This window comes from Verrucosispora sp. TAA-831, assembly GCF_050780145.1.
GTDB lineage: Bacteria > Actinomycetota > Actinomycetes > Mycobacteriales > Micromonosporaceae > Micromonospora.
In genome coordinates, this window is record NZ_CP192240.1 from 811,432 (window position 1) to 834,380 (window position 22,949).

22 protein-coding genes and 1 tRNA gene are annotated in these 22,949 nt (G+C 70.8%); 17 read left to right on the forward strand and 6 right to left on the reverse strand.

Translation table 11 applies throughout. The annotated features are described in order from the left end of the window. Positions 1 to 99: 99 nt before the first annotated feature. Together ACQVFL_RS03815 and ACQVFL_RS03820 are read left to right on the forward strand one after the other, a co-directional pair. Positions 100 to 555, forward strand: coding sequence for a DUF4383 domain-containing protein (locus tag ACQVFL_RS03815; protein WP_431728697.1), 456 nt, complete (start codon positions 100 to 102; stop codon positions 553 to 555). Between the two features lie 203 nt (positions 556 to 758). Then, entirely contained in the window at positions 759 to 1,238 is a 480-nt protein-coding gene (locus ACQVFL_RS03820) for a DUF4383 domain-containing protein (RefSeq protein ID WP_396692424.1), read from the forward strand. Positions 1,239 to 1,289: 51 nt separating this feature from the next. On the opposite strand, the gene ACQVFL_RS03825 is transcribed toward ACQVFL_RS03820, so the two are convergent. Together ACQVFL_RS03825 and ACQVFL_RS03830 are read right to left on the reverse strand one after the other, a co-directional pair. Then, entirely contained in the window at positions 1,290 to 1,979 is a 690-nt protein-coding gene (locus tag ACQVFL_RS03825; RefSeq protein WP_396692425.1) for a TetR family transcriptional regulator, read from the reverse strand. Between the two features lie 112 nt (positions 1,980 to 2,091). Further along, a complete protein-coding gene (locus ACQVFL_RS03830; RefSeq protein ID WP_396692427.1) occupies positions 2,092 to 3,054 on the reverse strand; it encodes an acyl-CoA desaturase in 963 nt (320 codons plus the stop codon). Between the two features lie 131 nt (positions 3,055 to 3,185). On the opposite strand from ACQVFL_RS03830, the gene ACQVFL_RS03835 reads away from it, so the two are divergent. From ACQVFL_RS03835 to cysN, 9 genes are all read left to right on the forward strand, one after another. Next, positions 3,186 to 4,043, forward strand: a complete 858-nt coding sequence (locus tag ACQVFL_RS03835; protein ID WP_431728698.1) for a helix-turn-helix domain-containing protein — start codon at positions 3,186 to 3,188, stop codon at positions 4,041 to 4,043. A gap of 26 nt (positions 4,044 to 4,069) precedes the next feature. After that, positions 4,070 to 4,141: transfer RNA gene (locus tag ACQVFL_RS03840), tRNA-Gln, on the forward strand. A gap of 100 nt (positions 4,142 to 4,241) precedes the next feature. Then, the gene (gene glmU, locus ACQVFL_RS03845; RefSeq protein ID WP_431728699.1) at positions 4,242 to 5,768 is read left to right on the forward strand and encodes a bifunctional UDP-N-acetylglucosamine diphosphorylase/glucosamine-1-phosphate N-acetyltransferase GlmU; all 1,527 of its coding nucleotides are present in this window, start codon (positions 4,242 to 4,244) and stop codon (positions 5,766 to 5,768) included. 60 nt (positions 5,769 to 5,828) lie between these two features. Continuing rightward, positions 5,829 to 6,809: a ribose-phosphate diphosphokinase gene (locus ACQVFL_RS03850; RefSeq protein ID WP_396692432.1), complete on the forward strand. Its 981-nt coding sequence runs from the start codon at positions 5,829 to 5,831 to the stop codon at positions 6,807 to 6,809. 305 nt (positions 6,810 to 7,114) lie between these two features. Beyond that, the gene (locus ACQVFL_RS03855) at positions 7,115 to 7,795 is read left to right on the forward strand and encodes a 50S ribosomal protein L25/general stress protein Ctc (RefSeq protein ID WP_396692434.1); all 681 of its coding nucleotides are present in this window, start codon (positions 7,115 to 7,117) and stop codon (positions 7,793 to 7,795) included. Positions 7,796 to 7,904: 109 nt separating this feature from the next. Continuing rightward, complete coding sequence (gene pth / locus ACQVFL_RS03860; RefSeq protein WP_431728700.1) at positions 7,905 to 8,495, forward strand: aminoacyl-tRNA hydrolase; 591 nt, start codon at positions 7,905 to 7,907, stop codon at positions 8,493 to 8,495. Between the two features lie 30 nt (positions 8,496 to 8,525). After that, positions 8,526 to 9,347, forward strand: coding sequence for an inositol monophosphatase family protein (locus tag ACQVFL_RS03865; RefSeq protein WP_396692438.1), 822 nt, complete (start codon positions 8,526 to 8,528; stop codon positions 9,345 to 9,347). 74 nt (positions 9,348 to 9,421) lie between these two features. Then, a complete protein-coding gene (cysD, locus tag ACQVFL_RS03870) occupies positions 9,422 to 10,333 on the forward strand; it encodes a sulfate adenylyltransferase subunit CysD (RefSeq protein ID WP_396692440.1) in 912 nt (303 codons plus the stop codon). Beyond that, on the forward strand, positions 10,333 to 11,652 hold the full coding sequence (gene cysN / locus ACQVFL_RS03875; protein ID WP_431728701.1) for a sulfate adenylyltransferase subunit CysN: 1,320 nt from the start codon (positions 10,333 to 10,335) through the stop codon (positions 11,650 to 11,652). Before cysD ends, cysN begins: the two co-directional genes overlap by 1 nt. Before the next feature lie 243 nt (positions 11,653 to 11,895). Here the strand turns inward: cysN and galK are convergent, their stop codons facing one another. Continuing rightward, positions 11,896 to 13,053 carry a galactokinase gene (gene galK / locus ACQVFL_RS03880; protein WP_431728702.1) on the reverse strand — a complete coding sequence of 386 codons (1,158 nt, stop codon included), beginning with the start codon at positions 13,051 to 13,053 and terminating at the stop codon, positions 11,896 to 11,898. Next, complete coding sequence (gene galE / locus ACQVFL_RS03885; RefSeq protein WP_396692446.1) at positions 13,050 to 14,033, reverse strand: UDP-glucose 4-epimerase GalE; 984 nt, start codon at positions 14,031 to 14,033, stop codon at positions 13,050 to 13,052. Before galE ends, galK begins: the two co-directional genes overlap by 4 nt. Positions 14,034 to 14,149: 116 nt before the next feature. Here galE and ACQVFL_RS03890 point away from each other — a divergent pair, with 116 nt between their 5' ends. Genes ACQVFL_RS03890 through ACQVFL_RS03910 form a run of 5 tightly spaced genes read left to right on the forward strand, consistent with a single transcriptional unit; the run spans position 14,150 to position 18,223 of the window. Further along, positions 14,150 to 15,151 (forward strand): hemolysin family protein, encoded by a 1,002-nt coding sequence (locus tag ACQVFL_RS03890; protein WP_396692448.1) that lies wholly within the window; start codon positions 14,150 to 14,152, stop codon positions 15,149 to 15,151. A gap of 33 nt (positions 15,152 to 15,184) precedes the next feature. Further along, positions 15,185 to 16,210: a tryptophan--tRNA ligase gene (gene trpS / locus ACQVFL_RS03895; RefSeq protein WP_431728703.1), complete on the forward strand. Its 1,026-nt coding sequence runs from the start codon at positions 15,185 to 15,187 to the stop codon at positions 16,208 to 16,210. Positions 16,211 to 16,259: 49 nt separating this feature from the next. Further along, the gene (locus ACQVFL_RS03900; protein ID WP_396692452.1) at positions 16,260 to 16,805 is read left to right on the forward strand and encodes a 2'-5' RNA ligase family protein; all 546 of its coding nucleotides are present in this window, start codon (positions 16,260 to 16,262) and stop codon (positions 16,803 to 16,805) included. Between the two features lie 3 nt (positions 16,806 to 16,808). Further along, complete coding sequence (locus tag ACQVFL_RS03905; RefSeq protein ID WP_396692454.1) at positions 16,809 to 17,732, forward strand: YihY/virulence factor BrkB family protein; 924 nt, start codon at positions 16,809 to 16,811, stop codon at positions 17,730 to 17,732. Between the two features lie 53 nt (positions 17,733 to 17,785). Further along, positions 17,786 to 18,223, forward strand: coding sequence for a hypothetical protein (locus ACQVFL_RS03910; RefSeq protein ID WP_396692456.1), 438 nt, complete (start codon positions 17,786 to 17,788; stop codon positions 18,221 to 18,223). A 126-nt stretch (positions 18,224 to 18,349) separates the two neighbouring features. Here ACQVFL_RS03910 and ACQVFL_RS03915 read toward each other — a convergent pair whose 3' ends face one another. Then, positions 18,350 to 19,981: a glycoside hydrolase family 13 protein gene (locus tag ACQVFL_RS03915; RefSeq protein WP_431728704.1), complete on the reverse strand. Its 1,632-nt coding sequence runs from the start codon at positions 19,979 to 19,981 to the stop codon at positions 18,350 to 18,352. A gap of 206 nt (positions 19,982 to 20,187) precedes the next feature. Then, positions 20,188 to 21,270 (reverse strand): LacI family DNA-binding transcriptional regulator, encoded by a 1,083-nt coding sequence (locus ACQVFL_RS03920; protein ID WP_396692459.1) that lies wholly within the window; start codon positions 21,268 to 21,270, stop codon positions 20,188 to 20,190. 326 nt (positions 21,271 to 21,596) lie between these two features. Between ACQVFL_RS03920 and ACQVFL_RS03925 the strand changes: the two genes are divergently transcribed. Beyond that, on the forward strand, positions 21,597 to 22,898 hold the full coding sequence (locus ACQVFL_RS03925) for an extracellular solute-binding protein (protein ID WP_396692461.1): 1,302 nt from the start codon (positions 21,597 to 21,599) through the stop codon (positions 22,896 to 22,898). Positions 22,899 to 22,949 lie beyond the last annotated feature (51 nt).

The following is a 22,949-nucleotide window of genomic DNA, read 5'->3' on the forward strand; positions in this document are numbered from 1 at the left end:
CCGACCTGCGACCTCCGGGGGACCCCGTGTGCGGCGTCACACGGCCGGGTACGGGAGAATCGCCGTCGACCCTCACCCAACGGCGTTGGAGACACTGACATGGCGCACACTCCCGTCAACCACCCCGCGCGGCCGATCTACCGGGCGATCGGCGGGCTGACCGGTCTGTACCTGGTGGTCTTCGGTGTGCTCGGACTCGTCGGCAGCACCGGGGAGCCGGCCTTCGGCCTGAGCGACACCCGGGTCCTGGGGCAGGGCACCAACCTCGGCTTCTCGATCTTCTGCCTGGTGGTCGGCGGCCTCATCCTGTTCGGCACGGTGATCGGCCGCAACCTCGACGTGCTGATCAACCAGTGGACCGCGTACGTGATCATGGTGGTCAGCCTCGGCGGCCTCGCCTTCATCCGTACCGAGGCCAACATCTTCAACATGAGCGTGGCCAGCGTCGTCGTGCTGATGGTCCTCAGCCTGGTGCTGCTGATGGCCGGCATGTACGGCAAGGTCGGCAGCGACGACGAGCACGAGGCGTGGCAGAAGGCTCGGCTGGTGCTCTGATCCTCTCTGCTCCTTCGGCTGTGGGTTCTCGCCGGAGCCCGACCCGCTCCGGGCGGTCAGGCTTGATCCCTGCGCGGGTCGGGCTCCGGCGAGAACCTGTCGGGGTCCGGTCCGCCCGAGGCTGATTCTCTGGGCGTTCTGCCCTTCGGTTACTACTGCGTGGGGAACAATTGTCCTGATTGTTCCCTGTGCGTGGAGGACCGATGCCGCACTTCCCGATCAACCACCCGGCGCGGCCGATCTACCGGGTGCTGTCCGGCCTGATCGGGCTCTACATCCTGGTGTTCGGCGTCTGGGGCACCGCGCTCACCTGGGGTGAACCACTGTTCGCCCGAGGCAGCAACTGGGCCCTCGGGCTCCGCACCAACCTGGCCTTCTCGCTGGTCTCCATCATCTTCGGGATCGTGCTCATCGTCGGCGCGTCCCGGCGCGGCAACCTCGGCCACTACATGAACCTGACCGCGGGAATCGTCTTCCTGGTCACCAGCATCCTGATGATGTCGGTGCTCCAGACCGAGGCCAACTTCCTGAACTTCTCCATGTCGACCGTGGTCGTCTCGATGCTCTTCGGCCTGATCCTGCTCGGCACCGGCCTGTACGACAAGGTCGGCCCGCCCGAGCACGCCGAGGCCGAACGCAACCGCCGCTACCACCCGATCGCCGAGATCCACCGCCGCCACTGACCGCCGCCACTGACCGGCGTCACTGGCCGGCGTCACGCCCGACCGGGAACCTCAGCGCACGCGTGTCGTGGTCAGCCCCGGCTTCGCCTCCAGGTGCGACAACCCGTTCCAGGACAGGTTCACCAGATGCGCCGCCACCGTCTCCTTACGCGGCTTGCGCACCTCCAACCACCACCGGCCGGTCAACGCCACCATCCCGACCAGCGCCTGCGCGTACAACTCGGCCAGCTTCGCGTCGTACCCCCGGCTGGAGAACTCCGCGCCCAGGATGTGCTCCACCTGGTGCGCGACGTCGTTCATCACGCTACTGAAGTTGCCCGTCGCGGAGAGCACCGGCGACTCCCGCACCAGCACCCGGAAGCCGCTGGTCTCCTCCTCGATGTACCCGAGCAGGGCCAACGCCGCCTGCTCCAGCAACTCCCGGGGATGACCGGCGGTCAACGCGGTGGTGATCCGGTCCAGCAGTGCGCGGACCTCCCGGTCCACCACCACCGCGTAGAGCCCCTCCTTGCCGCCGAAGTGCTCGTACACCACCGGCTTGGAGACCTTGGCGCGGGACGCCACCTCCTCGATGGAGGTGGCGTCGAAACCGCGCTCGGCGAAGATCTGCCGACCGATCGAGATCAACTGCTCCCGGCGCTGGGCCGCCGACATGCGTACCCGGGACGGTGCCTTCGTCGACGTGGCGGGCACCGCGCGCCGACGGCGCTTGCCGCTCTCGTCGCCGGACACCTCGGCCATCCCGTCACCTCGCTGGCGCTCGGTGACGCCCTGTCGTGGGATCCTGCTCGCGCTCTTCCCGGTCACCCGAACATACTGCCAGGTAACTTTCCGGTCGGTGGCCCGCTCACCGTCAGGCCGCCCCGCGCTCCGCCGGCTTCACCAGCTTCGCCGCGAGCCGCTCCGGCTTCGGCCACCGGACGTCCCACGCGGCCCCCGTCTTCTCGAACAGCCAGATCACCCGGGCCGAGATGTCGATCTGGCCCCGCAGCACACCGTGCCGGGCGCTCGTCGGATCGGCGTGGTGCAGGTTGTGCCAGCTCTCGCCGAACGACACCACCGCCAGTGGCCAGAAGTTGGCGGCCCGGTCACCCTGCCGCATCATGAACGGCCGCTCGCCGTACACGTGACACACCGAGTTGATCGACCACGTGACGTGGTGCAACAGGGAGATGCGGACCAGGCCCGCCCAGAACAGCGCGGTCAGCGCCCCCTGCCAACTCCACGTCAGCAGCCCGCCCATCAGCGCCGGACCCAGCACCGAGGCGGCGGCCAGCAGCGGGAAGAGCGCGCTCGTGCGCCGGATGTCCCGGTCGGCCAGCAGGTCCGGCGCGAAGCGCTCCCGGTTGGACAACTCGCGGCCGAACAGCCAGCCGACGTGCGCGTGGAACAGTCCCTTGGTCAGACCGCCCAGCGTCGTCCCGAACCGCCACGGCGAGTGCGGGTCACCCTCCAGGTCGGAGAAGGCGTGGTGCCGCCGGTGATCGGCGACCCACTGGATGATGTCGCCCTGCACGGCGAGCGAACCGGAGACGGCCAGGGCGATCCGCAGCCACCGCTTCGCCTTGAACGACCCGTGGGTGAAGTACCGGTGGTAGCCGACCGTGATGCCCAGCCCGGCCAGCACGTACCAGAACGCCGCGATGCCCACGTCGACCCAGCTCAGCCAGCCGCCCCAGGCCACCGGCACAGCGGCGACCAGCGCCGCGAACGGAATCACCACGAACGCCCAGAGCGCGACCAGGATGCCGCGTGACTGGGTGCCCTCGGTGAGGGGTTTCGGACCGGTCGGGGAGTCGAGAACAGCGCTGGACATGGCACCTCGCAGGGGCGGAGAGACAGCAAACTACGCTTACGTCACCGTAACTTACGGGCCCTGAAGATCACATCATGCAACGACGGCTGCCGATGGTCCAAGTGTCACACCCCAGCCCTAGCCTGCACCGCATGACCGATTTCGACGCCGACGAGGTGCGTCGTCTGCGCACCGAGGAGCACCTCTCCGTCCGTGAGATCCGCGACCGAACGGGCCTGGGCCGCAACCGGGTCTACGACCTGCTGCGTGGCGTCCCGCCACCCGAGCGGACCCGGAGGCCCAACGCAAAGGACGAGCTGCGTGCCGAGGCGGTGGTGCTCCGCTCGGCCGGGCATTCGGTGCCAGACATCGCCCGACAGCTTGGCGTGAGCCGGTCCACGGCCTACCTCTGGACTCGGGATCTGCCTGCCGGGCAGCAGTCGGAGAGCGGCCTGGAGCGCCGTCGCGTCCGGTCGAGAGCCATGTCCGAGGCTCGGTGGGCGGCGCATCGCCGGACACGTGACGAGGCGCAGGCGGCGGTGCACGCGACGGCTGCCGACGTGGTCGGAGGTTGCCTGGACGAGCGCGACCTGCTGCTGCTCGGTGCGGCGATCTATTGGTGCGAAGGGGCCAAGTCGAAACCGTGGCGGCGCTACGACCATGTGCAGTTCGTCAACAGCGACCCTGGGCTGCTCGCCCTCTTCCTGCGTTTTCTCGAGACGTGCGGGGTCGATCGTGCGGCCCCGACCTACCGGGTCAGCATCCACGAGTCGGCGGATCCTGTCGCCGCCGCGCAATGGTGGGCGGCGGAGCTGGGGCTGCCGCTCGCCCGCTTCCAGCGTGCGAATCTGAAGAAGCACAACCCGGTGACCGTCCGGCGGAACACCGGAGAGAGCTACCGGGGTTGCCTTGTGATCAACGTGCCCCGGAGCCGCGAGCTCTATTGGCGGATTGAAGGTATGATCGCCGAGCTGTTCCGGTCTGCGGCAGACCGCACGAGCATGAGTTGATGTGGTGTCGCGACTTGACATGTAAATGGGGTGTGGGGTAACGGCAACCCGCAGGCCTTTGGAGCCTTGAGCTCCTGGTTCGAATCCAGGCACCCCAGCACTTCGGGTGACCGCCGATCCTCGTGGCCATGCTAACCAGGCCGGATTGTCTGGTTAGCATGGCCGCGAGACTGTCCGCGTTCCGACGGGAGCCACCTCGTGTCCGAGCCCCACCCCCGTACCGTCGTCGTCCTCGCCGCCGGGGAGGGCAAGCGGATGAAGTCCGCGTTGCCCAAGGTGTTGCACCCGCTGCTCGGCCGGACGCTGCTCGGGCACGTCCTGAACGCGGCGCAGCCGCTGGCGGCGGAGCGGACCATGGTGGTGGTCGGGCACGGCGCGGACCAGGTCCGCGCGCATCTGGCCGAGGCCGCGCCGGGAGCCGTCCCGGTGTTGCAGGCCGAGCAGCTCGGTACCGGGCACGCGGTCCGGATCGCGTTGGAGGCCGCGCCGGAGGCGTCCGGCACGGTGGTGGTCCTCAACGGTGACGTGCCGCTGCTGCGGCCGGAGACGGTGGCCGGGCTGGTCGCGGCGCACGAGGGCGAGCGGGCGGCGGCGACGGTGCTGGCCGCCGAGGTTTCGGACCCCACCGGGCTGGGGCGGATCGTGCGCGACGCCGACGGCCGGTTGGAGCAGATCGTCGAGCAGCGCGACGCCACCCCGGCGCAGCTCGACGTCCGGGAGATCAACGCCGGCATCTACGCCTTCGACGCGGTACGGCTGCGGGACGTGCTCGGCAAGCTCTCCACCGACAACGACCAGGGCGAGGAGTACCTCACCGACGTCTTCAAGCTGCTGGTGTCGGCCGGTGAGCCGGTGGGGGTGCACGTGGCCGGTGACCACACCGAGACGCTCGGCTGCAACGACCGGGTGGAGCTGGCGGCGCTGCGGCGGTTGCTGCGGGACCGGGTCAACGAGCGTTGGATGCGTACCGGGGTGAGTCTGCTGGACCCGGAGACGACGTGGATCGACGTGACGGTGGCCCTGGACCGCGACGCGGTGGTGGACCAGAACACCCAGTTGCGCGGCGGTTCGGTGGTCGGCGCGGGTGCGGTGGTCGGGCCGGACGTGACGTTGGTCGACACGGTGGTCGGGCCGGGCGCGACGGTGCTGCGTAGCCACGCGGTCGGTGCCGAGGTGGGCGCGGGCGCGAGCGTGGGGCCGTACGCGTACCTGCGGCCGGCGGCGCGGCTGGCCGAGAAGTCGAAGGTGGGCACGTTCGTCGAGGTGAAGAACTCCGAGGTGGGTGCGGGCGCGAAGGTGCCGCACCTGTCGTACGTGGGTGACGCGACGATCGGGGCGCGGGCCAACATCGGCGCGGCGACGATCTTCGTCAACTACGACGGGGTGAACAAGCACCGCACCGTGGTCGGTGAGGCGGCCTTCGTGGGCTGTGACACCAGTCTGATCGCCCCGGTCGAGGTGGGCGCCGGCGCGTACGTGGCGGCGGGCAGCGCGATCAGCAAGGACGTACCGCCGGGGGATCTTGGTGTGACGCGTGCGCCGCAGCGCAACGTCGAGGGGTGGGTGACCCGTCGGCGGCCGGGTACGGCGTCGGCGGCGGCGGCCGAGCGGGCCTTGCAGGGTGCTCCGGGTGTGACCTCGGCCGCAAGTGAAGGTGAGGCAATCCACGGCGCCGCCGAGTCGGTGGGCGGTGCGTCCGGGGCGGGAGATACTGCAACCGATTAGTCCCCGGCCGACCACCACCGTGGCCGGGTACCACCGACCAAAACGGGAGCAGACGGGCCCATGGGCAGCATCGTCGCCGAAAACCGCAAGAGCCTGATGCTCTTTTCCGGACGTGGGTTTCCGGAGCTGGCCAGGGAGATTGGTGAGGTGCTCGGCGTCGCGCCGACGCCGGCCGACGCGTACGAGTTCGCCAACGGCGAGATCTTCGTACGATTCAAGGACTCGGTGCGGGGGTCGGACGCCTTCGTGGTGCAGTCCGTCACGCACGGGGTGAACACGTGGGTCATGGAGACCCTGATCATGGTCGACGCGTTGAAGCGCGGGTCGGCGAAGCGGATCACGGTCGTGCTGCCGTTCTATCCGTACTCGCGGCAGGACAAGAAGCACCGAGGTCGGGAGCCGATCTCGGCGCGGCTGGTGGCCGACCTGTTGAAGACGGCGGGGGCGAACCGGATCCTCACCGTGGACCTGCACACGGCGCAGATCCAGGGCTTCTTCGACGGTCCGGTGGATCACCTGTTCGCGATGGACATCCTGGCCGAGTACGTGGAGCGCAAGTACGCGGGCCGGCCGATGACCGTGGTCGCGCCGGACTCGGGTCGGGTGCGGGTGGCGGAGCGGTGGACCGACCGGTTGGGCGGGTGCCCGCTGGCGTTCATCCACAAGACGCGGGATCCGCTGAAGCCGAACCAGGTGGTGGCGAACCGGGTGGTCGGTGAGGTCGAGGGTCGGGTCTGCCTGATCGTCGACGACATGATCGACACGGGCGGCACGATCTGCAAGGCGGCGGACATCCTCAAGGAGTCCGGCGCGGCGGACGTGATCGTGGCGTCCACCCACGCGCTGCTCTCGGACCCGGCGACCGAGCGGTTGAAGAACAGCCCGATCAGCGAGGTCGTGGTGACCAACACGCTGCCGTTGCCGCCGGAGAAGCAGCTCGACAAGATCACCGTGCTCTCGATCGCGCCGCTGCTGGCCCGGGCGATCCGTGAGGTGTTCGACGACGGGTCGGTGACCACCCTGTTCGGTGGCCTGAGCTGACGTGGTGCGGGCGGGTCGGTCGCTCGGACCGGCCCGCCCGAGGGCGCGGTGAGCGCTGCTCGCCGTGATGGCGGGCGGTCTGACGGGGTGCGGCGGGGACTGCCGAAACTCCGAGAATCCGCTCGGGTAGACTGGTGCGGTTGCCACGGCGAGGGTGCCCTGCGGGCCGCTGAAAAGCGCCGCACGGAGGCACCGTGATCGACGCGGTGCTCCGGGCAGTCGTTCTGACGCATGAGCCCCTGCGAGCCCCCCGCCCAGCACCGCCAGACGACAAGCTGCCGCAGCGAAGCATCAGGAGTTTCCCCGTGTCCGAGGTAAAGATCAGCGCCGAGCCCCGCACCGAGTTCGGCAAGGGTGGTGCCCGTCGTACCCGCCGGGCCGGCAAGGTGCCCGCCGTGCTGTACGGCCATGGCGAGAAGCCCAAGCACATCGCGCTCCCGGCCCGCGAGTTCGCGGCGGCCATCCGTAACGGTGGCGCCAACCAGCTCCTGGCGCTCGACATCAGCGACGGCACGCAGGCGCTGGCGCTGCCGAAGGCGATCCAGCGGGACCCGATCAAGGACACCTTCGAGCACGTCGACCTGCTGCTGGTGCGTCGGGGCGAGAAGGTCACCGTGGACGTGCCGGTGCAGCTGACCGGTGAGGCGGCGCGGGACACGCTGATCGTGCACGACCACGACACCCTCTCGGTGACTGCCGACGCCACCAAGGTGCCGGACCACCTGGAGGCGTCGATCGAGGGTGCCGAGGCCGGTTCCCAGGTCACCGCCGCCGACGTGCAGCTCCCGTCGGGCGTCGAGCTGGCCGCCGACCCGGAGATGACGGTCGCCACGGTGACCGCGGCGCCGACCGCCGAGCAGCTCGAGGCGACGCTGCCCGAGGTCGAGACGGCGGAGGCCGAGGCCGAGGCGGGTGTCGGCGAGGAGACCGCCGAGGCTGCCGAGCCGGCCGGCGAGGAGACCGCCGAGGCCAAGACCGAGGCCTGATCGGTCCGCAGGCTGTGCGACAGGCGTCCCCGTGCTTCGGGGGCGCCTGTCGACGTATCGGGGACGGCCGCCGGGTGGCGGTCCGCCGGGACGAGGGAAGGGGCGGGCGGTGACGGACGAGACCGGGCCCTGGCTGGTGGTCGGTCTGGGCAATCCGGGCCGGGAGTACGCGGGCAACCGGCACAACGTCGGTTTCCTGGTCGCCGACCTGTTGGCGGGTCGGCTGGGCGGCCGGTTCGGTCGGCACAGGCGGGCGGTGGCGGAGGTCGTCGAGGGACGCCTCGGGCTGGGCGGCCCGAAGCTGGTGCTGGTCAAGCCGCTGACGTACATGAACCTCTCGGGTGGGCCGGTGGCCGGTCTGGCCCAGTTCCACAAGGTGCCGCCGGGGCAGGTGATCGCGGTGCACGACGAGTTGGACATCGCGTACGGCCAGGTGCGGGTGAAGTGCGGGGGCGGCGAGGGCGGGCACAACGGTCTGCGTTCGATGTCGAAGTCGCTGGGCACGAGGGACTACGTACGGGTGCGGTTCGGCATCGGGCGACCGCCGGGGCGGCAGGATCCGGCGGACTACGTGCTGTCGGATTTCGGCGCGGTGGAGCGCAAGGAGTTGGACTTCCTGGTGGATCGGGCGGCGGACGTGGTGGAATCCGTGGTCATCCGAGGCGTCGAACCGACGCAGAACCTCTATCACGGTGCGTGAGGTACGGCTGTGACGACGGGAGTGCAGAGCATGAGCGGTCCGCCGGTGGCCGACGGTGCGTTCGCGCGGTGGTTGGCGGGCCGTGCCGGGCAGGCGTTGCTGCGTCTGCGGGCGGAGACGGGGTTCACCGACGCCGGTGCGTTGAAGGCGGCGGGGGACAAGGTCTCGCACGACCTGATCCGGACCGAGCTGGCGAAGTGGCGTCCCGACGACGCGGTGCTCTCCGAGGAGGACGAGGGTTCCCGGCTGGCGTGGACGGCCGAGGTGAACGAGGCGTCGATCTCCCGGCTGACCGCCGAGCGGGTGTGGATCATCGACCCGTTGGACGGGACCCGCGAGTTCAGCGAGGAGGGGCGCGCGGACTGGGCGGTGCACGTGGCGCTCTGGGCGCGGGACGCGTCGACCTCGCACGGTCTGGTGGCGGGTGCTGTCGGGTTGCCGGCACAGCAGCAGGTGCTGGCCACCGATGTGCCGCCGACGTACCCGGCGGAGGGGCCCGGGGGTGCGCACCGGAGGCTGCGTCTGGCGGCCAGCCGGAGTCGGCCGCCGGTGTTCCTGACCGACCTCGCCGAGGAGGTCGGGGCGGAGTTGGTGCCGATGGGGTCGGCCGGCGCGAAGATCGCCGCGGTGGTGACCGGCGAGGTGGACGCCTACATCCACGCCGGGGGCCAGTACGAGTGGGACTCGGCGGCGCCGGTGGCTGTGGCGACGGCCACCGGACTGCATGCTTCCCGGATCGACGGTTCTGCGCTGAAATACAACGAGGCCGACCCGCGTCTGCCTGACCTGCTGGTGTGCCGTGCGGATCTCGCCAGCCGGTTACTTGCAGCGTTGCACCGGCATAGCGGGTAGCCTGGCGCTACTTTCTGACATCCCCGACCGGAAAGGTCTGGAAATCGGATGACCGAGCGAATCGAGCCGGTGTCATGACCGCCACCGCTGCCTACCAGGTGACGCATCTCGACGCGTTGGAGGCGGAGAGCATCTTCGTGATGCGCGAGGTGGTCGCCGAGATGGAGCGGCCGGTCCTGCTGTTCTCCGGTGGCAAGGATTCGATCGTGATGCTGCGCCTGGCGCAGAAGGCGTTCGCTCCGGCCCAGATCCCCTTTCCGGTGATGCACGTCGACACCGGCCACAACTTCCCCGAGGTGCTGGAGTACCGGGACCGGCGGGTCGCCGAGCTGCACCTGCAACTCGTGGTGGCCAGTGTGCCGGAGGCGCTGGCCAGCGGGTTGGTCCGCGAGTCGGCGGACGGGATGCGCAACCGCATCCAGACGCCGGTGCTGCTGGAAGCGGTGGAGAAGCACCGGTTCGACGCCCTCTTCGGCGGGGCCCGGCGGGACGAGGAGAAGGCCCGCGCCAAGGAGCGGGTGTTCAGCTTCCGCGACGAGTTCGGCCAGTGGGACCCGAAGAACCAACGGCCGGAGCTGTGGTCGCTCTACAACGGCCGGCACCACCCGGGTGAGTCGATCCGGGTGTTCCCGCTGTCCAACTGGACCGAGTTGGACGTGTGGCACTACATCGCCCGGGAGCGGATCGAGCTGCCGTCGATCTACTACGCGCACGAGCGCGAGGTGGTCGAGCGCGACGGGATGCTCTACGCGGTCAACGAGTTCCTGCCCGCGCGGGCGGGGGAGGAGCGGTTCAAGGCCCAGGTGCGCTACCGCACCGTCGGCGACGCCTCCTGCACGGCGGCGGTGAGCTCGGACGCGGACACGGTCGAGAAGGTCATCGAGGAGGTCGCCGCGACCCGGATCACCGAGCGCGGGGCGACCCGCGGTGACGACCGGGTCAGCGAGGCCGCGATGGAGGACCGCAAGCGGGAGGGCTACTTCTGATGACCACCGAGACGCTCGCGCCGGGCGACGCCGAGGGCCGGACCGTCGGGTCGGAGGCCCGACCGATGGATCTGCTGCGCTTCGCCACCGCCGGCAGTGTCGACGACGGCAAGTCGACCCTGATCGGCCGGTTGCTGTACGACACGAAGTCGCTGTTCACCGACCAGTTGGCCGCGGTGGAGGCGGTCAGCGCGGCCCGGGGCGACGAGTACACGAACCTGGCGTTGCTCACCGACGGCCTGCGCGCCGAGCGGGAGCAGGGCATCACCATCGACGTGGCCTACCGCTACTTCGCCACGCCCCGGCGCAAGTTCATCATCGCCGACACCCCGGGGCACATCCAGTACACCCGGAACATGGTCACCGGGGCGTCCACCGCCGATCTGGCGCTGATCCTGGTGGACGCCCGTAAGGGCCTGGTCGAGCAGTCCCGCCGGCACGCCTTCCTCTGCTCGCTGCTGCGGGTGCCGCACCTGGTGCTCTGCGTCAACAAGATGGACCTCGTGGACTACTCGCAGGAGGTCTTCGACCGGATCGCCGACGAGTTCACCGCGTTCGCGGCGAAGCTGGACGTGCCGGACCTGACCGTGGTGCCGATCTCCGCGTTGAAGGGCGACAACATCGTCACCCGCTCGGAGAGCATGCCCTGGTACGAAGGCCCGGCGCTGCTGCACCACCTGGAGCGGGTGCACATCGCCAGCGACCGGAACCTGGTCGACGTCCGGTTCCCGGTGCAGTACGTGATCCGGCCGCAGTCGACGGTGGTCACCGACTACCGTGGCTACGCCGGTCAGGTCGCCTCGGGGGTGCTCAAGCCGGGTGACGAGGTGATGGTGCTGCCGTCCGGTTTCACCAGCCGGATCGCGTCGGTGGAGACCGCCGACGGGCCGGTGGCGGAGGCGTTCCCGCCGATGTCGGTGACGGTACGACTGACCGACGAGATCGACATCTCGCGGGGCGACATGATCTGCCGCCCGAACAACGCCCCGGCGGTGGCGCAGGACATCGAGGCGATGGTCTGCTGGATGGACGAGAGCCGTCCGTTGCAGGTCGGCGGCAAGTACGCCATCAAGCACACCACCCGGTCGGCGCGGGCGATCGTACGCGGCCTGCACTACCGCCTGGACATCAACTCGCTGCACCGCGACGAGGCGGCGACCGAGCTTCGGCTCAACGAGATCGGCCGGGTACGGCTGCGGACCACCGTGCCGCTGCTGGCCGACGAGTACCGCCGTAACCGGACCACCGGCGGTTTCGTCATCATCGACGAGACCACCAACCGCACCGTCGGCGCCGCCATGATCGTGGAGGCCGGCTGAGCGCACGGGCGGACCCGTCCCCCGGTACGCCCCGTCACCCTCACCCGATGGCCCAAGGTGCGGGGACTCGTCGCTAGGTCATGCTCGATCCAGGATCGAGTGGTCTCGGTGCCGCCACGAGACCACTCGATCCTGGATCGAGCGTGATCACGGAGCGATTTGCGGCGCGAGTGGGACCGCGATGCGGGCGTGTGCGGGGCGGGGAGCAAGAGCAAGTGGGGTCAGCGCGTCAGGCGGGGCGGGTCAGGAGAGGCGGGTCGCGCCGGCGGCCGGTAGCGCGGTGAACCGGGTGGGGGTGGCGTAGCCCCGGGCGGCGTAGGCCGCGCTGACGGCGTCGCCCACCTCGACGGCCCGGTCCGCCTCGACCAGGGCCAGGACGCAGCCGCCGAAGCCGCCGCCGGTCATCCGTGCGCCGATCGCCCCGGCGGTGAGCGCCGTGTCGACGGCGGTGTCGACCTCCGGGACGGTGATGGCGAAGTCGTCGCGCATGGAGGCGTGCGAGGCAGTGAGCAGGGGGCCGATCCGCCGGATCTCCCCGGCCCGCAGCAGGGCGACGGTGTCGCGTACCCGCTGGTTCTCGGTGACCACGTGTCGGGTCCGGCGGCGGGTCTCGTCGTCCGGCAGCCGGGCCAGCGCGTCGTCGAGAGCGTCGGCGGGTACGTCCCGCAACGCCGGGACCCCGAGCAGGGTCGCGGCCTTCTCGCAGGTGGCGCGGCGGGACGCGTACTCGCCGTCGGCGTGCCGGTGTGGGGCGCGGCTGTCGATCACCAGGATCGCCAGCCCGTCGCGGTCCAGTTCGAAGGGGATGTGCTCCACCTGCTCCGTGCGGCAGTCGAGGAACAGCGCGTGGCCGGACCGGCAGCGGATCGCGGCCGACTGGTCCATGATCCCGGTGGGCGCGCCGACGTAGTGGTTCTCGGCGCGTTGCGCCAGCCGGGGCTGGTGGGCGGCGGGCAGGTCCAGCCCGCCGAGGTCGACCAGCGCGGTGAGCACGGCGGCCTCCAGCGCGGCCGAGGAGGACAGGCCGGCGCCGAGGGGCACGTCGGAGGCGACGGCCAGCCGGGCGCCGGGTGCCGGGTGACCGGCCTCGCGCAGCGCCCACACCACCCCGGCCACGTACGCCGCCCAGCCGGTGACCCGGCCCGGGGCGGCCACCTCGTCGGCGCCGAAGTGGACCGTCTCGCCGGTCAGTTCGGACCAGACCGTCCAGTCGTCGGTCGGTCGGGGCGCGGCGGCGACGACGGTGCGCAGCGGCAGCGCGAACGGCAGCACGAAGCCGTCGTTGTAGTCGGTGTGCTCGCCGATCAGGTTGACCCGGCCGGGAGCCGCCCAGCGGCCGGCGGGTGGCTCGGCGTACACCTGCCGGAAGCCGGCCTCGGCGCGGGCGGCGACGTCGGTCACGACCGTGCCGGCACGTGCGCGCGGTAGAAGGCCCAGGCGTCGGAAACCATGTCGTGCAGGGTCGGTTTGCGCGGCTCCCAGCCCAGTTCGGCGCGGGCCAGGGCGGCGGAGGCGACCAGTTCGGCCGGGTCGCCCTCGCGGCGCGGCGCCACCTCCACCGGCACCGGGTGGCCGGTGACCTCGCGGACCACCTCGGCGACCTGCCGGTTGGTGAAGCCGTTGCCGTTGCCGAGGTTGTAGATCCGGTGTCGTCCGGGGGTGGCCGCGTCGAGGGCGAGCAGGTGGGCGCGGGCCAGGTCGGCGACGTGGATGTAGTCGCGGACGCAGGTGCCGTCGGCGGTGGGGTAGTCGTCGCCGAAGAGTTGCAGCTTCTCCCGCCGGTCGGCGGCCACCTCCAGCGCGATGGGGATGAGGTGGGTCTCCGGGTCGTGTCGTTCGCCGAGGGCGGTGTCGCCGTCGAGGTAGGCCCCGGCGACGTTGAAGTAGCGCAGCGAGACGGCGGCCAGGCCGTGCCCGATGGCCTCTGAGGTGAGCGCCATGTCGACGGCGAGCTTGGTCGCGCCGTACGTGTTGGTCGGGGCCTTGACGGCGGTCTCCGGGATGGGCAGTTCGGTCGGGTTGCCGTAGACGGCGGCGGTGGAGGAGAAGACCATCCGGGGTACGCCGGCGGCACGGGCGGCGTCGATCAGCGCCAGCGACCCGACGGTGTTGGTGTGCCAGTACTTCTCCGGGGCGGTCATCGACTCCCCGGCGGCGATCAGGGCGGCGAAGTGCAGCACGCCGTCGAATCCGGCCTGCGGCGTGAGCACCCGGGCCGCGTCGTGGATGCCGGCCTCGACGTGGGTGGCGTCGGGCGCGAGCGCCTCCCGGTGGCCGGTGCACAGGTCGTCCAGGACCACCACGTCGTGTCCGGCGTCGAGCAGCATCCGGGTCACCACGCTCCCGATGAAGCCGGCGCCGCCGGTGACGAGCAGTTTCACGTCGCTCTCCTCCTACCTGGACCTGTGGGGGTCACCCTACAACTCCACCACGACCGACCATTTCTTAACAGAGTCGAACACGGCGATGCCGCCCCCCGCTGACTACGATCCTTGTCATGCGGGCAGCGCGTCGGCGCGGACCCAGGCGACGGGGCGTACAGCGGTCCCGCCGCCAGCCCGGGCCGGTGGCCAGAGCCGTCGCCCGGGTGGTGGTGCGGGCCGCCGACGGCACCCTGCGGCTCGTCACCGACCTGCTCGGCACCGGGCCGGCCGCCGGGCGGGAGCGGATCAGCGAAGCCGAGCTGCGGGATCTGGTCGCCGCGAACACCGTGCTCGACCCGGTCGGCCGCCGCATCATCGACGAGGTGCTGGTGGCCGGTGCCAGCCTGGTCCGCGAGGTGATGATGCCCCGCACCGAGGTGGTGTTCCTCTCCGCGGCGCTGACCGTCACCGAGGCGGAACCGCTGGTCCGCGCCGGTACACACACCCGCTACCCGGTGGTCGACGGCACCCACGACGACGTGGTCGGTGTGGTGCACCTGCGTGACGTGCTGCTGCATCCGGACCGCGACCCGGGCACCACCGTCGGCGACCTGGCCCGGGAGGTCAAGCGGCTGCCGGCCAGCAAGCGGGTGCTGGCCGCGTTGACCGAGATGCGGCGGGAGGGGCACCACCTGGCGGTGGTGATCGACGAGTACGGCGGCACCGCCGGCATCGTCACCTGCGAGGACCTGATCGAGGAGTTGGTCGGCGAGATCCACGACGAGTGCGCCGACACGCCCATACCGGGGCTCGCCGGCCTGCCCACGGTGGTCGACGGCCGGCTCAACCTGACCGACTTCGCCGAGCGTACCGGCGTGCACCTGCCGCACGGCCCGTACGAGACGGTGGGTGGTTTCGTGATGGCGGCGCTCGGCCGGTTGCCCGGACCGGGCGACGAGATCCCGGTGCCCGGGGCGGGTGAGGATCCCGCCACCTCCGGCGGCTGGCTGCTGCGGGTGCTCACCCTGGAGGGCCGCCGGGTGGCCCGGCTCGCGGTCACCGTCGCCCGCCTGCCCGAACAGCGCCGCGATCCGGGCGGCGTCGTCGAGCAGGCGCGACCTGCCGGCCCGTCATGACGGACGCCGGGTGTTGCTGACAGAATCGGCGGCATGTCCGACGTTCCCGCCCGACCTCGCGTCTTCTCCGGCATCCAGCCGACGGCCGACTCGTTCCACCTCGGCAACTACCTGGGCGCGGTCCGGCACTGGGTGGCGTTGCAGGAGTCGCACGACGCCTTCTACTGCGTGGTCGACCAGCACGCGATCACGGCGGGGCACGAGCCGAAGATCCTGCTCCAGCGGTCGCGGACGGCCGCCGCGCAACTGCTCGCCGTCGGGCTGGACCCGGAACGCTGCACCCTGTTCGTGCAGTCGCAGGTGCCCGAGCACGCGCAGTTGGCCTGGGTGCTGGGCTGCATCACCGGTTTCGGTGAGGCCAGCCGGATGACCCAGTTCAAGGACAAGTCCCAGAAGCAGGGCAACGAGCGCGCCAGCGTCGGGCTGTTCACGTACCCGATCCTGCAGGCCGCGGACATCCTGCTCTACCAGGCGCACGCCGTGCCGGTCGGCGAGGACCAGCGCCAGCACCTGGAGCTCTCCCGTGACCTGGCGCAGCGGTTCAACTCGCTGTTCGGCAAGACCTTCACCGTGCCCGCGCCGCACATCGTGAAGGAGACCGCCAAGATCACCGACTTGCAGGACCCGACGGCCAAGATGTCGAAGTCCTCGTCGTCCCCGGGCGGCATCGTCGACCTGCTGGAGGATCCGGCCCGCTCGGCCAAGAAGATCCGCTCGGCGGTCACCGACACCGGCCGGGACATCGTCTTCGACGCCGAGACCAAGCCGGGCGTCTCCAACCTGCTCACCATCTACTCCGCGCTGAGCGGGCGCTGCATCGACGACCTGGTCGCCGCGTACGCCGGCAAGGGCTACGGCGACCTCAAGAAGGACCTCGCCGAGGTGGTGCGGGAGTTCGTCACCCCGATCCAGCAGCGCACCCGCGCGTACCTCGACGACCCTGCCCAGCTCGACAAGCTCCTCGCGGCCGGCGCGGAGAAGGCCCGGTCGGTGGCGGCACCCACGCTGCGGACCGCGTACGAGCGGGTGGGCTTCTTCCCGCCGGTGCGCGGCGAGTAGTCGCCTGCGCGAGGGCGAGCAGTCGGTGGCCGCAGAGGTGACGCGAGGCGTGGATCAGGGCAGCGGTGTCCCCCCGACCGGTGACATCGTCCAGATCGGCATCGCCGTCGACATCCCCGAGCCGTGGGGCGGCGAGCTGACCCGGCGCCGACTGGCCTCCGGCGACCGGAACACGGTGCCGGCCCACGTCACCCTGCTCGGTCCGACCGAGATCCCGGTGTCCGCGCTGCCCGAGGTGGAGCGGCACCTGGACCGGGTCGCCGCCGCGCACCTGCCGTTCACCCTGCACCTGCGGGGCACCGGCACCTTCCGGCCGGTGACACAGGTGGTCTTCGTGACGGTGGCGGCCGGCATCAGCGAGTGCGAACTGCTCGCCGCCGCGATCAACTCGGCCCCACAGCTACGCCGTGAGCTGCGTTTTCCCTACCATCCACACGTGACGGTGGCGCAGGACGTGGCACCGGAGGCCCTCGACCGGGCGTACGAGGACCTGGCCGACTTCTCCGCGATGTTCGAGGTCGAGGGATTCACCCTGTTCTCGCACAGCGGGCAGACCCGGTGGCAGCCCCGCCGGGACTTCCGGCTGGGCGGCTGACCGGTGAACCTGCTGGGGCGGGTCGAGGCGGGCGTCGACCGGGGACTGCGGACCGCCCGGCACCGCTCCCCGGCCTTCGGGCACCTGTGGCGGGCCGGGGTGCGCTACACCGACCTGCACGGCGGGCGGCTGGCCGCCGCGATCGCCTACTACGGGTTCTTCGCGGTCTTCGCGCTCGCCCTGGTGTCGTACGCGGCCTTCGGCGCGATCCTGGACGAGAACGACGAGGTACGCGCCGGGGCGGAGGAGTTCCTCCGGGAGAATCTGCCGTTCCTCGATCCGGCGCAGGTGGCCGAGAGCAGCGGCACGGTCGGCGTGGTGGGTCTGCTGATCCTGGTCCTGACCGGGATCGGCTGGGTGGAGGCGATCCGCTCCTCGCAGCGCCTGATCCACGGGCTGGACCAGCATCCCGGCAACCTGATCGTGCGCCGTCTGGTCGACCTCGGCGTCCTGCTCGTGGTCTTCGTGCTGCTCGGGGTCTCGGTGGCGGCGGTCGACGCGCTGGAGACGCTGCTGCGGTTCCTGCTGCGCAGCACCGGCTCGCTTGCGTTGACGGCGGTCAGCGCGGTGCTCAGCGTGGTGGTGAACGCGGTGCTGGCGACGCTGCTGCTGGTGGCGGTGCCCCGGCTGCGGATGAGTCGGGCCCGGCTGCGGCCGGTGGTGCTGCTCGTCGCGGTCGGCATCACGCTGCTCAACACGGTCGGGCGGTTCTGGGTGGGGCGGGTGGAGCACAACCCGGCGTACACGGTGGTGGCCACCGCCGTGGGTCTGTTGGTCTATCTCTACCTGCTCAACCAGTTGGTGCTCTTCGGTGCCGCGCTGGCCGCGACCAGCCGACGCGGCCAGGTGGTCGACCTGGCCAGCCGCCTCCGACCGGTCGACCTGGACGTGGAGAGCGATCCCGGTACCCCGGGCGGGGCCGGCTGACCTGATGTGAGGAACCCGCCCCGGCCTGCACGGGCACCGACGATGATGGGCCCGTGGGGGCACTCGTGACGTTGGACCTGCCGAGCGATTCACCGCTGCTCGACCTGCCGTGGATCATCACGTTCGGGCCGCTCGGCGACGCCGACGAGTGGGAGCCGGTGGTCTGCGGGCCGTACGAGCGACCGCACGCGCTGGCGCTGGCCGAGGCGGTGGTCGCCGAGGAGCAGTTGATGGCGGTGGTGGAGCCGCTGGTGCCGGCGGTGAACGTGGCGCAGATCCGTGGGGAGATCGCCGCCGCGCAGCTCGCCGCGACCGACGAGACGGTCCGGGTGGACGAGGCCGACCTGTACGGCGACTACGAGGATCTGGTCGACGAGGAGGAGATGGCGGCGGCCGAGCGGGAGGACGCGAGCGGGCCGTTTCCGGTGCCGGACGAGGCCGAGCTGCGGGCCGGGTTCGCCCGGATCGCGACGCGGCTGCCCGGGGGCTGAACACCACCCGGCACCGGTGCCCGAACGCCGTCGTCCGGGCACCGGTGCCGGCACCGCACCCCCACCACAAGGGGTAGTCGTCCCGGTCAATCCGGAGGGGACCGGGTCGTGGAGGTGATACCCCGGTCAGCGCCGTTCGAACCAGGCCGCCGTGTCACCGGGGAGCAGGTGGCCGCCGTCGCGTTCGGTGAGCGGCGCGCTGGACACCAGCGGGGTGCCGTACCCGTCGATCAGGACCGGTGCGTCCCCGGTGTTCACCACGCAGGTCAGCACCGTGGCGCCGGCCTCCCGGTGGAACGCGAGCACGTCCGGGCCGGTCTGACGCCAGGTGATGCCGCCGACGCCGGCCAACGCCGGGTGGGTGTGCCGGATCCGCAGCGCGGTCCGGTACAGCTCCAGCGTCGAGTCGGGCACGCCGGTCTGGGCGGCGACCGAGAGGGCCTGCCAGGTCGCCGGGGCCGGTAGCCAGCTCAGCGCGCTGCCGGCCGGTCCGAAGCCGTACGGCGCCAGGTCGCCGCTCCACGGGATCGGCACCCGGCAGCCGTCCCGGCTCTCCCCGGTACGCAGGAAGGCCGGATCCTGACGCAGCTCGTCGGGCAGGTCGAGGACCTCGGGCAGCCCCAGTTCCTCACCCTGGTAGAGGTAGGCGCAGCCGGGCAGGGCGAGCATCAGCAGCGCGGCGGCGCGGGCTCGGCGCAGCCCGACCTCCCCGTCGCCGTACCGGGTGACGTGCCGTTGCCGGTCGTGGTTGGAGAGCACCCAGGTGGTGGGGGCGCCGACGATGGTGGACTCGCCCAGCGCGGTGTCGATCACCTTGCGGAACGAGTCGGCCGACCAGGTGGCGTCGAGGAAGTCGAAGCTGAACGCCTGGTGCAGCTCGTCCGGGCCGATGTAGCGGGCCAGGCGCTGCGGGGTCTCCGCCCACGCCTCGGCCACCGCCATCCGGTCACCGGGGTAGCTGTCCAGGATGGGACGCCAGGCGCGGTAGATGTCGTGCACCTCGTCCTGGTCGAAGTAGGGCAGGCGGCCCTTGCCGAGCAGTTCCGACTGGCGGCGGCCGGTGGTCATCGAGCTGAAGCCGACGTCCGGCAACCCCTCCGCCTTGATCATGCCGTGGGCCACGTCGATGCGGAATCCGTCGACGCCACGGTCCAGCCAGAACCGCAGGACGTCCTCGAACTCGGCGCGCACCTCCCGGTGGCGCCAGTTCAGGTCGGGCTGGGCCGGGTCGAACAGGTGCAGGTACCACTGGCCGTCGGGGATCCGGGTCCAGGCCGGGCCGCCGAAGATGCTCTCCCAGTCGTTCGGGGGCTGCTCACCGTGCTCGCCCCTGCCGTCGGCGAAGAGGTACCGCGCCCGCTGTGCCGAGCCGGGGGCGGCGGCCAGCGCGGCCTGGAACCACGGGTGCCGGTCGGAGGTGTGGTTCGGCACCAGGTCCACGATGATCCGCAGCCCGAGCGCGTGCGCGTCGGTGATCATCGCTTCGAAGTCGCCCAGGGTGCCGAACATCGGGTCGACGTCGCGGTAGTCGGCCACGTCGTAGCCGCCGTCGACCATCGGTGAGGTGTAGAAGGGGGTCAGCCAGAGCGCGTCCACGCCGAGGTCACGCAGGTAGGGCAGGCGTTCGCGGATGCCCTGGAGGTCGCCGATGCCGTCGCCGTCGGAGTCGGCGAAGCTGCGGACGTAGACCTGGTAGACGACGGCGGACCGCCACCAGTCGGCGTCGGGGGTCAGCGGCGACGGAGGGCTGACGGTCATCGGGTGTTCCCCGTTCTGTGGCGCGGGACGGCGGCACCCGGGCATGGGCGAGATGGCGCGGGTGTCTGAGCAGGATGCCGCGCCAGTGCTGCAAGAGTCAAGCATTTCTTGCGCAAGGGAAGTGCCGGATGTGCGCCGCCGACGGAGGTGGCCGGGCCGGAGTCGGCCCGGCCTCACGGATGGAAGGGGGTGTCAGGTGTCCGGCGTCACGCCGGGACCGACAGCGCCGGTGACGCTGGCCGCCGACCGGGGCCGTGCTGCGGGTCGCCGTCGCCCCGGCGGGCCACCGCGGTCGAGCCACGGACCACCAACTCGGGACGGAACAGGTACTCCGAGTGTGGGGCGGCGTGGCCGTTGATCTCGTCGACCAGGGCCCGGACCGCGGCGACCGCCATCGCGGCCACCGGCTGGCGCATCGTGGTCAGTGGCGGGTCGGTGAAGGCCATCAGCGGCGAGTCGTCGTAGCCGACCACGGACAGGTCCTCCGGCACGGACAGGCCGCGCTGCCGGGCGGCCCGGATCGCACCGAGTGCCATCAGGTCCGAGCCGCAGACGATCCCGGTGGCGCCGCGCTCGATCAGGCGGCCGGCGGCGACCTCGCCGCCCTCCACGCCGAACAGGGAGAGTTCGGTCAGCTCGCTCAGCTCGTCGTCGTCGAGTTGCACGAGCCGGCTCATCGCGGTCTTGTACCCGCTGACCTTGCGCTGCACCGGCACGAACCGGTCCGGCCCGGTGATCAGGCCGATCCGCCGGTGGCCGAGGGCGCCCAGGTGCGACACGGCCAACTCCGCGGCCTCGCGGTCGTCGCAGGAGACGAAGGGCGCCGGGATGCCGGGGGCGTACCCGTTGATCATGACGATCGGCAGTGGCCGGGCGATCAGGGTGCGGTACCGGTCGTGGTCGGCGGCGGTGTCGGCGTGCAGCCCGGAGACGAAGACGATCCCGGAGACCTGCCGGTCGAGCAGCATCTCCACGTACTCGTCCTCGCGGACGCCACCGGGGGTCTGGGTGCAGAGCACCGGGGTGAACCCGGTCGGGGCCAGCGCCGACTCGATGATCTGGGCGAAGGCCGGGAAGATCGGGTTGTCCAACTCCGGCACCACCAGGCCGACCAGGCCGGCGCTGCGCTTGCGGAGCCGGGCGGGGCGCTCGTAGCCGAGCACGTCGAGGGCGGTCAGGACGGCCTGCCGGGTCTCGGGTGCCACGCCGGGTCGGTCGTTGAGCACCCGCGACACCGTGGCCTCGCTGACGTCGGCCTGCTGGGCTATGTCGGACAGGCGAGCGCGCATGGGCGCACTGTAGCTCACCCTCAACTTCTTGCGCAGTGCTCGGCAAGAACTTGCAGAACCGGGCAGCGGACGGCGGTTGGCCCCCGCAATCGCGCTCACGCACTGGCTGCCGCCGGGACCGTGGGTGCATTTGCGGTGTGCAGAGCGTGATCCGTGCGCCGTTCGGCATGGATCGGGCCGTCGCGAAATGCCGGTAAAGCCGCAGTTGTGGAGTGGTCGGGTTGCGGATCAGGCTTGGTTGTTGCGGTGATGTTCGCAAGGGGTTTCGAGTTACGAAAGTTCTTGCTAATGTCCCGCCGACACCCGGCAGGAATCTAGGAGCGAACATGCGTCGCACAGCCAGGGGGATCGCCGTACTCGCCTCCGCCACCCTCGCCCTCTCCGTCGCCGCCTGCGGCGGCGAGGACGACGCGGCTGATGGACAGTCCACCGTCGACCCCGCTTCCCTCACCGCCGAGCTGACCTGGTGGGACACCTCGGACCCGCAGAACGAGGGCCCCGCGTTCCAGGAACTGATCGCCAAGTTCAACCAGACGCACCCGAACGTCAAGATCAACTACCAGTCGGTCCCGTTCGGTGAGGCGCAGAACAAGTTCAAGACCGCCGCGCAGGCCAAGAGCGGCGCCCCGGACATCCTCCGCGCCGAGGTGGCCTGGGTGCCGGAGTTCGCCTCGCTGGGCTACCTCTATGCGCTGGACGGCTCCGAGCTGCTCGCCGACGAGTCCGACTTCCTGGAGACGCCGCTGGCCTCCAACAGGTTCGACGGCAAGACGTACGGCGTCCCGCAGGTCACCGACAGCCTGGCGCTGATGTACAACAAGGAACTGTTCAGCCAGGCGGGCGTCGCCGCGCCGCCGAAGACCTGGGCGGAGCTGAAGACCGCCGCGCAGGCGGTCAAGGAGAAGACCGACGCCGAGGGCGTGTACGTCAACCCGGCCGGCTACTTCATGCTGCCCTTCATGTACGGCGAGGGTGGCGACCTGGTCGACCCCGCGAGCCAGAAGATCGTCATCAACTCGGAGCAGAACGCGGCCGGGCTGACGATCGCCAAGGACCTGATCACCAGCGGTGCGGCTGCCAAGCCGTCCGCCAACGACGCCTACGGCACCATGATGACCCTCTTCAAGGAGAAGAAGGTCGCCATGATCATCAACGGCCCGTGGGAGGTCAACAACGTCACGTCGGCCCCCGGCTTCGGCGGCCTGGAGAACCTCGGCATCGCCCCGGTGCCCGGCGGTTCGGCGCGGGCCGGTGGCCCGGTCGGCGGCCACAACTACGTGATCTGGTCCGGCATGCCGCAGGAGAAGGTGGACGCCGCCGTCGCGTTCGTGAAGTTCATGAGCTCCGCCGAGTCTCAGGCGTTCCTGTCGGAGAAGCTCGGTCTGCTGCCGACCCGCACCTCCGCGTACGCCCTCGACGCGGTGAAGAACAACCCGGTCGTCGCCGCGTTCCAGCCGGTCGTGGAGGCCGGTGTGGGCCGCCCGTGGATCCCCGAGGCCGGTCAGTTCTTCGGCCCGCTCGACCAGATGGCCACCGAGGTCCTGATCCAGAACAAGGACCCGAAGGCCGCGCTGGACACCGTGGCCCGGAAGTACAAGGCCGAGGTCGTGCCCGGCTACGGGCTCTGACCATCCGCGCCGGCTCCGGCCGGTGACCTTTCGGCACCCGGCAGGGTCGCG